Source organism: Rhodoplanes tepidamans, from assembly GCF_030813915.1.
GTDB classification, from domain to species: Bacteria; Pseudomonadota; Alphaproteobacteria; order Rhizobiales; family Xanthobacteraceae; genus Rhodoplanes; species Rhodoplanes tepidamans.
Genome location: NZ_JAUSUJ010000003.1, coordinates 195,866 through 209,243, shown reverse-complemented (window position 1 = coordinate 209,243; position 13,378 = coordinate 195,866). Strand labels below are relative to the sequence as shown.

Below are 13,378 nucleotides of genomic sequence, written 5' to 3'. Positions count from 1 at the left end.
CCGCGCCCGCCCCAGCCGGGGCCCTCGTCGGGTGCTGCCGGGTGCCCCGGCGGCCTCAGGTCATGGCGTCGAGATCGTCGTCGCTGAGGTGGCCGGGCACGATCGCCATCGGGATCGGGAACGAGCCGGCCGACTTGGTCAGGCCGGTGACGAGCGGTCCGGGGCCTTCCTTCTCGTCGCCGGCCGCCAGCACCAGCACGGCGATGTCCTCGTCCTCGTCGATCAGCCGGGTGATCTCGGCGGTCGGATCGCCCTCGCGGATCACCCGGTCGGGCGTGATGCCGGCGATGCCGTTGGCGCGCGCCGCGAAGCGGGCCAGCATGGCCTCCGCCTCCTCGTGCTGCTCGGCCTGCATGATGCCGGCGACGCCGAGCCACTGCGGCGCCCGGTCGGCGGTCGGGATGACCCGCAGCATGATCACCCCGGCACCGGTACGGCCGGCGCGCCGGGCGGCGAAATAGACCGCGCGGTCGCATTCCGGCGTCTCGTCGATGACCACGAGGAACTTGGGCCTGTGCCCGGCCTCGTAGCTGCGGCGCTTCCGGCTCATGGCTCGTCCCGGCGGCGTCCCGGCGCCGCCCATCTCCGGACGCGAATCTGGCACGGCAGGGCCGGCCCGGGCAAGGCGGCGCGACGATACGGGTCGCCCCGCGCGCGCCGTCGGGCGCGAGCCCGGGACCCCGGTATCTCGTGCGGTTCCGGAAAAGATGTCGTGCGCCCCGCGCTCCAGTCGTCTCGTGCGACTTACACCTCTGTGTCATGAATTCGAGACGCCTCGTTAAGGAAAGGGCGTGCAGTATTATGATGCCGCATGCAGTTCTGGTTGTGGGCACCTTTCGTGCTTGCAGCTATAAGTTTAGCTAAGGATTTCTGCTGTAATGAGACTGAACATAAGCCGTAAAATCTACGTGCTGATCGTCCTCGGATTTCTTGGGTTGCTTGGGATAACTTGCGTCGGAACCCAGCAGCTCGCCGATGGTCTGAAACGACAGAAGGAGAACGAGCTGCGCCATCTCGCCGAACTCGCCATGTCGATCATCAAGGAGGAGCACGCGACGGCGCAGCGGGGCCAGATCACGAACGAAGACGCCCAAAAGGCCGCCAAGGCACGGATTTCCACGCTTCGGTACGACGGCTCCGAATACTTCTGGATCGCCGATTTGCAGAACCGGATGTTGATGCATCCGATCAGGCCGGAGCTGATCGGACAAGACCTCTCCGACCAGAAGGATGCGACCGGGAAGCCGCTGACCCCGGCGTTGACGGCAGCCGTACGGCGGAGCGGGAGCGGATTCGTCGAGTATCAATGGCCCAAACCCGGTGCGGAGAAGCCGCAGCCGAAGCTGTCCTTCGCGACCGGATACATGCCGTGGAACTGGATGGTGGTGACCGGCGTCTATATCGACGACCTGGAGGCGCAGACCTGGTCCGCCGCCAGGCTGTCGCTGACGGTCGCGGGGCTTCTGCTGCTCGCGACGGTGGTCGTGTCCGGGCTGGTCGCTCGCTCGATCACCCGTCCGTTGTCGAGCATGACGACCGCGATGAAGGCGCTGGCGACCGGCAATCTCGACGTCGCCGTCCCGGGCGTGGGGCGTCGCGACGAGATCGGCGACATGGCCGAGGCTGTCCAGGTCTTCAAGACCAATGCCATCGACCGGGAGCGGCTCGAGGCGGAGCAGAAGGCGAGCGAAACACGGGCGGCCGCTCGGCGCCGCATCGATATGCAGAGGCTCGCGGACCAATTCGAGGAGGCGGTGGGCGGGATCATCGGGACCGTGTCGTCGGCCGCGACGGAACTCGAGGCGACGGCGACGACGCTCACCCGGACGGCCGATACGACCCAGCAGATGTCGGCACGGGTGAGTTCGGCCGCCGAAGAGGCCTCGGCCAACGTCCAGGCGGTCGCTGCCGCGACCGACGAGATGACCTCGTCGGTCGGCGAGATCAGCCGTCAGGTCCAGCAGTCCAGCCGCATCGCCGGCGAAGCGGTTCGCCGAGCGGAACGGACCGATGGCCGTGTCCATGAGCTCTCGCAGGCCGCAGCCCGGATCGGCGACGTGGTCAAGCTGATCACGGCGATCGCCGAACAGACCAATCTCCTGGCGCTGAACGCCACGATCGAGGCCGCGCGCGCCGGAGAAGCCGGCAAGGGGTTCGCCGTCGTCGCCCAGGAGGTCAAGGCGCTCGCCGCCCAGACCGGGAAGGCGACGGGCGAGATTTCGTCCCAGATCGCCGAGATGCAATCGGCGACGCAAGAGTCGGTCGTCGCCATCAAGGAGATCGGCGGCACCATCGGTCAGATCGCCGAGATCGCCACGGTGATCGCCGCCGCGGTCGAGGAGCAAGGCGCCGCGACCGGTGAAATCGCCCGCAACGTCCAGAACGCCGCGACGGGAACGACGCAGGTGGCATCGACCATCACCGAGGTGAGTCGCGGCGCCGAGGAGACGGGCGCCGCCTCGAATCAGGTTCTGGCGTCGGCGGGCCAGCTCGCGCGGGACAGTGAGCGGTTGCGAACGGAGGTTGCCGCCTTCCTCGCCACCGTGAGAGCTGCGTAGGTCCGACGGCGCCGGCCGCCGATCGTGCCTCGCGTCGTGGCCGGGGGTATCCCCGGCCATCGGCGTCCAAGGTCACCTGCCGGTTTCGCGGCCTGTCGGTCCGGGGCGGGCAGACAGGCAGCCGGTGCCTACGGCCCGACGAAGCCGACGATCTGCTTGACGTGCCGCATCGTCTCGGAGGCGAGCGCGCGGGCCCGTGCGCTGCCGTCGGCGAGAATCCCGTCGATATAGGTGACGTCGCTGGTCAGCCGCTTCATCTCGGCGCCGACCGGGCCGAGCTTGTCCACCGCGAGGTCGATGAGCGCGCCCTTGAAGGTGGAGAACTGGCCGCCGCCGTACTCGGACAGCACCTGCGCGGGCGTGCTGCCGGCGAGCGCCGCGTAGATGCCGACCAGATTGTCGGCCTCCGGACGGCCCTCCAGGCCCTTCTCCTCGCTCGGCAGCGGCTCCGGGTCGGTCTTCGCCTTCTTGATCTTCTGGGCGATGGTGTCGGCGTCGTCGGCGAGATTGATGCGCGAGTAGTCCGAAGGATCCGACTTCGACATCTTCTTGGTGCCGTCGCGCAGGCTCATCACCCGGGTCGCCGGACCGGTGATCACCGGCTCGGCCATCGGGAAGAACAGCCCGTCGGCGAAGCCCGCCGTCTCGATCTGCGCCTTGAAGTCGTTGTTGAACTTCTGGGCGATGTCGCGGGTCAGCTCGAGGTGCTGCTTCTGGTCCTCGCCGATCGGCACGTGGGTGGCGCGATAGACGAGGATGTCGGCCGCCATCAGGCTCGGATAGGCATAGAGGCCGAGCGAGGCGTTCTCGCGGTCCTTGCCGGCCTTCTCCTTGAACTGGGTCATCCGGTTCATCCAGCCGAGCCGGGCGACGCAGTTGAACACCCAGGCGAGCTCGGCGTGCTCCGGTACCTGGCTCTGGTTGAACACGATGTGGGCCTTGGGGTCGATGCCGGCGGCGATGAAGGCGGCGGCGACCTCGCGGATGCTCTTCCGCAGCTCCGCCGGCTCCTGCCACACCGTGATGGCGTGCATGTCGACCACGCAGTAGATGCACTCGTAGCGCGACTGCAGCTTCACGAAGTTGACGATGGCGCCGAGATAGTTGCCGAGATGCAGGTTCCCGGTCGGCTGGACGCCGGAAAACACCAGTTCCTTGAACGCCATCGGTCACTCCTCCGGATCCACGCCTGGATCGCGGCGGCGGTTTGCCACGCGCCGCCAGGGGGCGCAAGGGGCCGGCCGGATATATGCGGTCAGGCGGGCCGGCGGGGACCGCGGCGCAGCGCGGCGGCAATCTCGGTCGGACGGACGATCCGCAGCAGCCCCAGCATCGCCACATAGGTGCCGAGGCCGGCTGCCAGCAGCGCGAGCAGCACGGCGAACCGGCCGAGCGTCCCGGAGGGGATCCCGGCCGCGTCGGTGAGCGTCCGGGCGGCGAGCACCACGATCCCGGTGACGACGGCCGCCAGCACGATGCGGGGAATGCGGGTCGCGGCGGCCGGGTCGAAGCGCAGCCAGCCGCGCCGGGCCAGCACCAGCGCCAGCAGCGCCGGGGCGACATAGCCGCCCGCCGCGATGCCGGCCGCGACCCCGACATGGCCGTGATGCGGGAAGAGGGCGAGCGCCGCGGCGCTCGACGCGGCGAGCCCGCCGAGCGCCGTCCACATCGGGGTGCGGGTGTCCTCGCGGGCGAACGAGATGGCACCCAGAACCTTTTCGGCGACATGGCCGGGCAGGCCCGAAGCGAGGGCGGCGAGCGCCGCCGACACCATGGCGGTGTCGTGCGCCGAGAACGCGCCGCGCTCGAACAGGGCGCGGGCGATCGGCTCGGCGAGCAGCACGAAGCCGACCATGGACGGCAAGGCGAGGCCGAGCGCCAGCTCCATGGCGCGGCCCTGCGCGGCGGCGATCTGCGCGGCCGTGCCGGTCCGCACCGTGCCGGCGATCGCCGGCCCCATCACGGCGGCGATCGCCACCGAGACGACGCCGAGCGGAAACTCGTAGAGCCGGTCGGCGTAGTAGAGCCACGACACGGCGGCCGGCGACGGCGACGCGATCATGGCGCCGGCCATCAGGGTGATCTGCGGGATGCCGCCGGCGAGCAGGCCGGGCCCGGCGAGCGCGAACAGGCGGCGCAGCTCCGGGTCGGCGGCGAGGCGGGGGCGCCGCGGATGCGCCGGGAGGCGCCGCGCGGCGCTTCCGATCAGCACCGTCTGGCCGAGGCCGGCGACCACGATGGCGATCGCCAGCACGGCGCCGGCCTGGGCCGTCAGGGCCGGTCCGCCGAGCAGCAGGCCGGCGACGGCCGCGATCAGCACGCCGTTGAACACGATCGGCCCGAAGGCGACCGCCGTCACCCGGCCCTCGGCATTGAGGATCGCCCCCAGCACGGCGACGCAGCCGGCGATCGCCACATAGGGGGCGGACAGCCGCACCAGCGACACGGCGGCATCGAACCGCGCGCCGTCGGCCGAGAAGCCCGGCGCGATCACGTGGACGACGGCGGGCGCCGCGGCGATCAGCAGAAGCGTGGCGAGCCCGAGCCCGGCCGCCATCGCGCCGAGCGCGCCCTCTCCGAAGGCCCGGACGGCGTGCCGTCCCTTCGTCTCGCGCAGCCGCAGCCACAGCGGCACGAAGGCGCCGTTCAGAGCGCCTTCGGCGAGCAGCCGGCGGAACAGGTTCGGCACCTGCAGGGCGGCGAAATAGGCGTCCGCCATCGGCCCGGCGCCGAGCAGGGCCGCGATGCCGGCATCGCGCAGGAAGGCGAGCAGGCGCGAGCCGAGCGTCGCGGCGCCGACCGTGCCGACCTTCCGGGCGAGCCCGCCCGTGGCGGTCGCACCGGTCCCCTCCGGTCCTGCCCTGTCGGGTTCGAGCATGCGGTCCGGGCTCCGGACGTGCGGCGGGGGCGTCGCGGGCCGTGCCGCGCGCTGGCGTTGAAACGAGGCGGCCCGTCGGTATAGTGCGCCGCCGCTTCGCGACGCGCCCGGCCGGGCACGCGCGTTTTCATGACCTATGCAGGGTCGACGGGCCCCCGGCAAGCGCGGCGCGCGCCGGCGGGGACCGGACCATCGCGAGTGACCGGATGACCGCACCCCGCTACGACGTGCTCGGAATCGGCAATGCCATCGTCGACGTGATCGCCCATGCCGAGGACGACTTCCTGGTCGCGCACGGCATGCGCAAGGGCAGCATGTCCCTGATCGACGAGGACCGCGCCGAGGCCGTCTACGCGGCGATGGGCCCGGCCGTCGAGATCTCCGGCGGCTCGGCCGCCAACACGATCGTCGGAATCGCCGGGTTCGGGGCGCGCGCCTGCTTCGTCGGCAAGGTGAAGAACGACGGGCTCGGCGGCGTCTTCACCCACGACATCCGGGCCGCCAGGGTGGCGTTCGACACGCCGCCCGCCGCCGCCGGCCCGGCGACCGCCCGCTGCTTCATCATGGTCACGCCGGACGGCGAGCGCACCATGAACACCTATCTGGGCGCCGCCCAGGACCTGCATCCGATCGACATCGACGTCGACGCGGTGGCGGGCGCCGCCATCACCTATCTCGAAGGCTATCTGTGGGACCCGGAGAACGCCAAGAACGCGTTCCTCAAGGCCGCCGAGATCGCCCACGGGGCCGGCCGGATCGTCGCGCTGACGCTGTCGGACGCCTTCTGCGTCGACCGCTGGCGCGACGAGTTCCTGCACCTGATGCGCTCCGGCACGGTCGACCTCGTCTTCGCCAACGAGGCGGAGCTGCACAGTCTCTATCAGACCGCCGATCTCGACGCCGCGCTGGCGCAGCTCCGCAGCGACGTGAAGCTCGCCGCCGTCACCCGCAGCGAGCAGGGCTGCCTGGTCGTGTCGCGCGAGGAGACCGCCGCCGTGAAGGCCGTTCCGGTGCAGCGGGTGGTCGACACCACGGGCGCCGGCGACCTGTTCGCGGCGGGCTTCCTGGTCGGGCTCGCCCGCGGCCGCTCGCACGAGGAGTCGGCGCGGCTCGGCGCGCTCGCCGCGGCCGAGGTGATCCAGCATCTCGGCGCCCGTCCCGGGGTCTCGCTGGCCGCTCTCGCCGGCGAGAGCGGGCTCGCCGTCTGACCGTGTGACCCACACGGCCCCAACTTTAAGAGAGTTTTCAGCATGCCGCAGCCTGCCGCCGGGGCGCCACAGTCCGCCACGACGGGGCCGCGATTCGGCCAAAGCCGCCTGCGAAGAGGAGAACCGTAACGATTTGGTAAGCGCGCATCGTTAACGGTTGGTTGAACCGTTCGACGCGATTCGAAGTGGAGCCCCCGCCATGGGCGAGCACGACACGGGCGAGCGCGGCTTCGGCCGCCGGGACACCGGCCCGACCTCCTTCGGCCCCGAGGCCATCGGTTCCGATCCGATCGACCCGAACCACGAGGCCTTCCCGGCCGGCGAGCCCGCGGTCGGGCCCACTTCGGCGCAGGCCCAGGCCCGGCCGCCGGGCCAGCCGCGCCTGCCGCGTCCGGAGCCGGAGACGGCGGCGGGATCGGGCGGCGGCCGTGGCGGCGCCGACGACCGGCACGGTCAGGCGTTCCTCGAAGGGCCCTCGCGCGGGCCGCGTCGCAGCATGCCGATCCCGGCCGCGCCCGCGGTCGAGCACGACGGCTGGCGCGCCGGCGACACGATCGACATCGACGAGACGCCGCGCCGGCGTTTCTCGTTCCAGCTGCCGCCCTACATGAAGGTCGCGGCCGTGATCGCGGTGGCGACCTCGTTCGGGGCGCTCGCCGGCACCTTCGCGGCCACCAGCTTCGCCCCCGAGCCGGCCGCTCCGGCGGTGGTGCGGGTGCCCGACGACGGCGCCCTGCGGGCGACGGTCGCCGATCTCCAGCGCGACGTCGCCGGGCTGCGCACCAGCCTGGAGAACTCGACCAAGGCGCTGCAGACCCAGACCGCCAAGCTCACCGACCGGATGGAGCGCACCGAGCGGGCCCAGGCGGAGCCCGCCCAGAAGCTCGCCAGGCTCGGCGACGCGATCGACCGGCTGGAGAAGCGGGTCGGCCAGACGGCGAGCCAGACCCAGGGGAGCGGCGCCCCCCCGAGCACCCTGCAGGCCCAGGCGGCTGCCGCCCAGGGCGGCCAAGCGAGCACGGTCCAGGCGTCGAGCGCCCAGGCCGCCGCACCGCTCGCCGTGGCCTCGGCCGACGTGACCGCCTCGCTCGGCGATCCGCGCCCGCCGGCGCCGCCGGTGGTCAACGGCTGGGTGGTGCGCGACGTACGCCGCGGCATCGCGCTGCTGGAGGGCCGCTACGGCTATGTCGAGGTGGAGCCCGGCGACCGGCTGCCCGACGGCCTGCGGGTCGAGAGCATCCGCAAGCAGGACGGCCGCTGGATCGTCGTCACCTCGCGCGGGCTCATCGTCGCCCGCTGACCGGCGAGCCGAAGGATAATCGTTTCCGTGTGTTTCGATCGGGCGGGCCGCCGCGAGGCGCCCGCCCGATCCGCGTTCGCGGCGGGCGATCCCGCGGCCGTTCGCCCGCGACGCGCGGTTTCGGCCATCACGTTGTGGTCAGGCGGGCACGAGGGGGATTTCCGGCGGCCCCGGGGCACGGGTTATGCTTGGCGTGCAGACACCAAGGAGCCCGCATGCCCGAGACCCCCGTCCGGCGTGCGACCCCGATCCGGTCGCCCGCCCTCCTGCTCGCTCTGCTGATCCTGCCCTTCGCCGTCCTGCCGTCCGGCGCCCAGCCGGCCGCCCCGGCGGCGCCCGCTCCGCCCGAGCGGCTCGATACCTGCCCGGGGCTCGTGTCCGGGACGTCGCCGCGGGTCAGGCCGGCGGCCTTCCTGCCGGCCGCGCTCGCGCCCGACCAGGCGCGCATCACCTATGTCGGCCACTCCACCTTCCTGATCGAGAGCCCGCGGCTGGTGCGGGTGGCCACCGACTACAACGACTACGTCAAGCCGCCGGTGCTGCCCGACATCGCCACCATGAACCGGGCGCACTCGACCCACTACACGCTGTCGCCCGATCCCGGCATCCGCTTCGTGCTGCACGGCTGGCGCGACGACGGCAAGCCGGCCGGGCACGACGTCTCGTATCAGGACGTCCATGTGCGCAGCGTCGCCACCAACATCCGCGACTGGGCCGGCGGCACGACGCGGCACGGCAACTCGATCTTCGTCATCGAGGTCGGCACGCTGTGCATCGCCCATCTCGGCCACCTGCATCACACGCTGACGCCCCAGCAGATCGCCGAGATCGGCCGCGTCGACGTGGTGCTGGTGCCGGTCGACGGCAGCTACACGCTCGATCTCGAAGGCATGGTCGAGGTGATCGCCGCCCTCAAGGCGCCGCTGATGATCCCGATGCACTACTTCAGCCGCTACACGCTCGACCGCTTCCTCGAGCGGGTGAAGGCCGACTACGAGGTGGAGTTCTCCGACACGCCCTCGGTCGTGCTGGCGAAGACGACGCTGCCGCAGAAGCCGAAGTTCCTGGTGCTGCCGGGCCGGTGAGGCGGGGAGGTCAGCCCGGCAGCCGCCGGCACGGCAGCGGCGGATAACCCCCGGAGATGCGGGCTGAACATGAGCGATTGTCGCGCGTCCCCGGGCCGTTGTGACGCCGTGGCTGCGTGACCTCCGGTCGCCGATCGTGCGCCGGGTCGGAACGAGGTCTCGAGCCGGAGGCTGCCGTCGCGGGAGCGCGCACACGATGACCCGGAGGCCAATCTCGCGATTGGTTCCGGGTCCCGCCGCAACGCTCCGGGAAGGAGTGACGACAGCCCCCGCAACGAGAAACGCCTCGTCGGCGGTGGATCGGCCCGCCAGTGGCGTTCTAGAACCGCCTCCGGCCGACTTCCTACGTCCCCGATGGCTCACGACAGGTGCGCCCCGGCACAGTCAGGGCGACTGTCACCATCGGACCCGCAGGCCACGCTCGCCGGTCCGGACCTCGGCGGGGAGCCGATCCCCGGACCAGGATCGAGAATGCTCAGGCATTTTGCTTAAGGCCCGGTGAAGAGTCGAGCCCGAGTTCCCGGCAGTCTGTCGGGTTTTTTGTCGGCGGCCGTGCGCAGCCGGGCCGCGTCCGTCTGTCGACCGTCGCGGGCGACCGTGCACGGTCAGGCCTCGGCGCGCGAGGGCCGGCCGATGGCATGGGTGGCGAAGCGGGCCGCCGCCGCGGTGGGCGGCAGCGCCTCCGGCACGACGAGGCGGATCTCCTTGACGAGCGCCGCGTCGGCGACCGGCAGGGCGACCAGATGGCCGGCCGCCACCTCGTCGGCGACCGACGAGGCGAGCACGATCGACACGCCGAGGCCGGCCCGCACGGCGCGCTTCACCGCCTCGGTGCTGCCGAAGCCGTCGACGGTGGCGATGCGGTCGGCGGCCGGCCCGAGCGCCGCGCGCAGCAGCGTGCCGGTGCCGGTGCCGGGCTCGCCGCCGAGCAGCGGCGCGGCGAGCAGATCCGCCGTCGTCACGCTCTCGCGGGCCGCCCACGCGTGCGACGGCGGCACGATGACGACCAGCGGCTCGCGCCGCCAGGTGTGGGCCCGGAAACCGGGGCGCCCGTCCCACCACTCCATCATGGCGAGGTCGGCGCGGCCGCGCACCAGCCGCTCCGCCACGTCGCGATTGGGGCCGATCCACAGGTCGACGGCGCAGGACTCCGACCGTTGGAACTCGGCCAGCACCACGTTGAGCAGATAGACCCCGACATTGCTGGCGGCGGCGATTCGCAGCGGCGCGGTGCGCACCAGCCGGCGCGCCTCCTCGGCGGTCGTGATCAGCGCGCGGGCGAGCGGCAGGAAGGCGAGGCCCTGGGCGGTCGGGGCGACGCGGCCGCGGGCGCGGTCGACCAGTGGCGCGGCCAGGTCGTCCTCGAGCAGATCGAGATGCGCCAGCACGGTCGACGGCGACAGCGCGAGGCGGCGTGCCGCGGCGCGAACGCCGGCGTGCTCGATGACGGCCAGGAACGAGCGGACATGGACGAGGTTCAGCATGGCATGGTTTCACGCAACGTGACGGCGTGCACGGGCGGGCGGCCCTGCAGCACGTCGAGGATGCTCTCGGCGGCGGAGCGTTCGATCTCCCGGCGCAGCTCCGTCACGGCGGAGCCGATGTGGGGCGTCAGCACGGTGGGCGCGTCCGGTGCGGCGAGGCGCGGCTCGATCGCGGCCGGCCGGTCGCGGCGGGCCCAGTCCTCGCATTCGAACACGTCGGCCGCATAGCCGGCGAGCCGGCCCGCCGCGAGCGCGTCGGCGACGGCGGCCTCGTCCACCAGCGAGCCGCGTGCCGGGTTGACGAGATGCGCCGACGGCTTCATGCGGGCGAGCGCGGCGGCGTCGATCAGGTGCAGGGTGTCGGCGGTGAGCGGCAGCGCCAGCACGACGACATCGGAGTCTCGAAGGAGCATGTCGCGACCGGCGAGCGTCACGGCGGCGTCCAGCGGCGGCGCGATCGTGGTGACGGACGCGTCGTGCGCCAGCAGGCGGCAGCCGAACGGGACCAGCCGCGCCGCGATCGCCTGGCCGACCTTGCCGAAGCCCAGGATCCCGACCGTCGCGCCGGCGAGCCCGGCACCGTAGAGGCGCGGGCGCCAGCCGGAGAAGCCGTTCCGGCGGATGTCGCGGTCGCCGGCGACGATGTGGCGGCCGAGCGCCAGCATCAGGCCGATGGCGAGCTCGGCGGTCGGCACGGTCAGGAGATCCGGAACGATCGTGACGGTGACACCGCGCGCCGCCGCGGCGGCGACGTCGATGTTGTCGTAGCCCTTCAGCGCCGCGCCGATCACCCGCAGCGACGGGCAGGCGTCGAGAAAACCGGCGTCGATGCGGTCGGTCATGAAGGCGAGCAGGCCGGTCGCCTCACGGCAGCGGTCGCGCACCTCCTCGGGCGTCCACGGCTCGGGCGAGCCGTTGACGTCCAGCTGGGCATGGGGGGCGAGCAGCGCGACCGTCTCGGGGAACGGCTGATTGGTGATCACGACACGCGGAAGCGACATAAGCGTTCAATCTCGATTCTGAGCAGGCTTTCGCTCGGTCATTCCGGGGCGCACCGCAGGTGCGAACCCGGAATCCAGCGACATCGTCCGAACGTGGGGCTGGATTCCGGGTCCGCGCTCCGCGCGTCCCGGAATGACCGGTTCCGACGCAAGACCGATCACTTCAGCCCGCGCCGCAGCGCGGCGCCGAGGCCGTCGACCAGCGTCACGCAGGCCAGCATGCAGATCAGGATCGCCGACACCTGGGCGTAGTCGAGCACCCGCAGCGCCGCGATCAGCTCGAAGCCGATGCCGCCGGCGCCGACCGCGCCCAGCACCGTGGAGGCGCGGAAGTTGTATTCCCAGCGGTAGATCGTGGTGTCGGCGAGCTGCGGCATCACCTGGGCGACGACGGCGTGCCAGACCACCTGCGGCGTCGTCGCGCCGGCGGCGCGCGCCGCCTCGACCGGCTTGGGGTCGACATGCTCGATGCTCTCGGCGAAGAACTTGCCCACCATGCCGACGGAGTGCAGGCCGAGCGCCAGCACGCCGGGCAGCGCCCCGAAGCCGACCATCGCCACCAGGATGATGCCCATGATCAGCTCGGGAATCGAGCGCAGGAGATTCAGCACCAGCCGGGCGACGTGATAGACGGCGCGGTTGGGCGTCGTGTTGCCGGCGGCGGCGAGCGCGAGCGGCAGCGACAGGCCGACCGCGATCGCGGTGCCGGCGATCGACATGGCGAGCGTGTCGGCGAGCGGCCGCAGCCAGCCGGGGAAGCGGCCGAAGTCCGGCGGGAACATCTCGCGCGAGAGCTGGACCACGGCCGGCCACGCGTCGGCGAAGCGGGCCGGGTCGAGCAGGCCGGTCGCGGCCATCGCCGTGATCACGACGGCGGCGACCGCGGCGGCGATGGCGGCACGGCGCAGCCGCGCCGCGCCGTCGCGCGCCAGGATGGCGTCGTAGGCGAGGCTCATCCCTTCACCTTCGAGAGGTCGAGATTCAGCACCTGGGCGGTGTCGCGCAGGATGTCGTAGGCGCGGTCGTCGGTGGCGGCGAAGCCCTCGGCCCGGAACGTCTTGAGGATCGCGGGATCCTTCAGCTCCAGGAAGGCGGCCCGGATGGCGTCCTTGAGGGCCGGCGCCAGCGTGCCCTGCATCACCATCGGATAGTTCGGAATCGGATCGCTCTCGGCCAGCACCGTCACCCGGGCGCCGTCGATGGTGCCGCGGGCGACCAGCGCGGCGAAGATCTCCTGGCTCAGCCCGCCGGCCTGGACCTGACCGGCCTGCACGGCGCGGGCGACGGCGTCGTGGGCGCCGAGATGGACGAACTTGTAGTCGCGCTCGCCGACCAGGCCGTTGCGGGCCAGCAGGGCGCGCGGGATCAGGTGGCTCGAGGTCGAGGCGGCGTCGCCGTAGCCGACCATCTTGCCGCGGATGTCGGCGATGCTCTTCACGCCGGCGTCGGCCTTGGCGATCACCACGGCCTTGTAGGTCGGCGAGCCCTTGGAGACGCCGACCGCGAAGGGCTCGATGCCGGGCGCGCGCTGCTTGGCGAGCACGTAGGAGAGCGGGCCGAAATAGGCGACCTCGATGCGGCCGAACCGCATCGCCTCGATCATCGACGAGTAGTCGGTGGTGACGACGAGCTCGATGTCCTTCTTCAGACGGCCTTCCAGATAGACCTTCAGCGGCTGCGCGTTCTGGATGAGGGTCGAGGCGTTCTCGTCGGGCAGCAGCGCGACGCGCAGCTTCGCCGGGTCGGCGGTCTGGGCGAGGGCGGTGCGGGTCGCGAAGGCCGTGCCGGCGAGGCCGGCGGCCCCGAGCAGGGCGGCGGAGAGGAAGCTGCGGCGATCCATCGGGAGAGTCCTTCCGTTGTGATG

The 13,378-nt window shown here is 71.9% G+C and carries 11 protein-coding genes; 4 read left to right on the top strand and 7 right to left on the bottom strand.

Annotated features, from left to right (window positions below; translation table 11 throughout):
• Positions 1 to 55: 55 nt before the first annotated feature.
• Positions 56 to 550: a universal stress protein gene (locus tag J2S22_RS05420; protein WP_272779270.1), complete on the bottom strand. Its 495-nt coding sequence runs from the start codon at positions 548 to 550 to the stop codon at positions 56 to 58.
• 328 nt (positions 551 to 878) lie between these two features.
• On the opposite strand from J2S22_RS05420, the gene J2S22_RS05415 reads away from it, so the two are divergent.
• Positions 879 to 2,558 (top strand): methyl-accepting chemotaxis protein, encoded by a 1,680-nt coding sequence (locus tag J2S22_RS05415; RefSeq protein WP_272779271.1) that lies wholly within the window; start codon positions 879 to 881, stop codon positions 2,556 to 2,558.
• A 128-nt stretch (positions 2,559 to 2,686) separates the two neighbouring features.
• On the opposite strand, the gene trpS is transcribed toward J2S22_RS05415, so the two are convergent.
• Both trpS and murJ read right to left on the bottom strand, forming a co-directional pair.
• Positions 2,687 to 3,724 carry a tryptophan--tRNA ligase gene (trpS, locus tag J2S22_RS05410; RefSeq protein ID WP_272779272.1) on the bottom strand — a complete coding sequence of 346 codons (1,038 nt, stop codon included), beginning with the start codon at positions 3,722 to 3,724 and terminating at the stop codon, positions 2,687 to 2,689.
• A gap of 89 nt (positions 3,725 to 3,813) precedes the next feature.
• Complete coding sequence (gene murJ, locus J2S22_RS05405; RefSeq protein WP_272779273.1) at positions 3,814 to 5,436, bottom strand: murein biosynthesis integral membrane protein MurJ; 1,623 nt, start codon at positions 5,434 to 5,436, stop codon at positions 3,814 to 3,816.
• Between the two features lie 206 nt (positions 5,437 to 5,642).
• Between murJ and J2S22_RS05400 the strand changes: the two genes are divergently transcribed.
• From J2S22_RS05400 to J2S22_RS05390, 3 genes are all read left to right on the top strand, one after another.
• The gene (locus J2S22_RS05400) at positions 5,643 to 6,644 is read left to right on the top strand and encodes an adenosine kinase (protein ID WP_272779274.1); all 1,002 of its coding nucleotides are present in this window, start codon (positions 5,643 to 5,645) and stop codon (positions 6,642 to 6,644) included.
• A 199-nt stretch (positions 6,645 to 6,843) separates the two neighbouring features.
• A complete protein-coding gene (locus J2S22_RS05395) occupies positions 6,844 to 7,944 on the top strand; it encodes a hypothetical protein (protein ID WP_272779275.1) in 1,101 nt (366 codons plus the stop codon).
• A 215-nt stretch (positions 7,945 to 8,159) separates the two neighbouring features.
• Positions 8,160 to 9,029, top strand: coding sequence for an MBL fold metallo-hydrolase (locus J2S22_RS05390; protein WP_272779276.1), 870 nt, complete (start codon positions 8,160 to 8,162; stop codon positions 9,027 to 9,029).
• A 605-nt stretch (positions 9,030 to 9,634) separates the two neighbouring features.
• Here the strand turns inward: J2S22_RS05390 and J2S22_RS05385 are convergent.
• The 4 genes from J2S22_RS05385 to phnD form a co-directional block, all read right to left on the bottom strand.
• The gene (locus J2S22_RS05385) at positions 9,635 to 10,513 is read right to left on the bottom strand and encodes a LysR family transcriptional regulator (RefSeq protein ID WP_272779277.1); all 879 of its coding nucleotides are present in this window, start codon (positions 10,511 to 10,513) and stop codon (positions 9,635 to 9,637) included.
• Positions 10,507 to 11,514 carry an NAD(P)-dependent oxidoreductase gene (locus tag J2S22_RS05380; protein WP_272779278.1) on the bottom strand — a complete coding sequence of 336 codons (1,008 nt, stop codon included), beginning with the start codon at positions 11,512 to 11,514 and terminating at the stop codon, positions 10,507 to 10,509. Before J2S22_RS05380 ends, J2S22_RS05385 begins: the two co-directional genes overlap by 7 nt.
• A gap of 158 nt (positions 11,515 to 11,672) precedes the next feature.
• Positions 11,673 to 12,470, bottom strand: coding sequence for a phosphonate ABC transporter, permease protein PhnE (gene phnE / locus J2S22_RS05375; RefSeq protein WP_272779279.1), 798 nt, complete (start codon positions 12,468 to 12,470; stop codon positions 11,673 to 11,675).
• A complete protein-coding gene (gene phnD, locus J2S22_RS05370) occupies positions 12,467 to 13,354 on the bottom strand; it encodes a phosphate/phosphite/phosphonate ABC transporter substrate-binding protein (RefSeq protein WP_272779280.1) in 888 nt (295 codons plus the stop codon). The genes phnE and phnD overlap by 4 nt, the downstream gene beginning before the upstream one ends.
• Between the last annotated feature and the right edge of the window lie 24 nt (positions 13,355 to 13,378).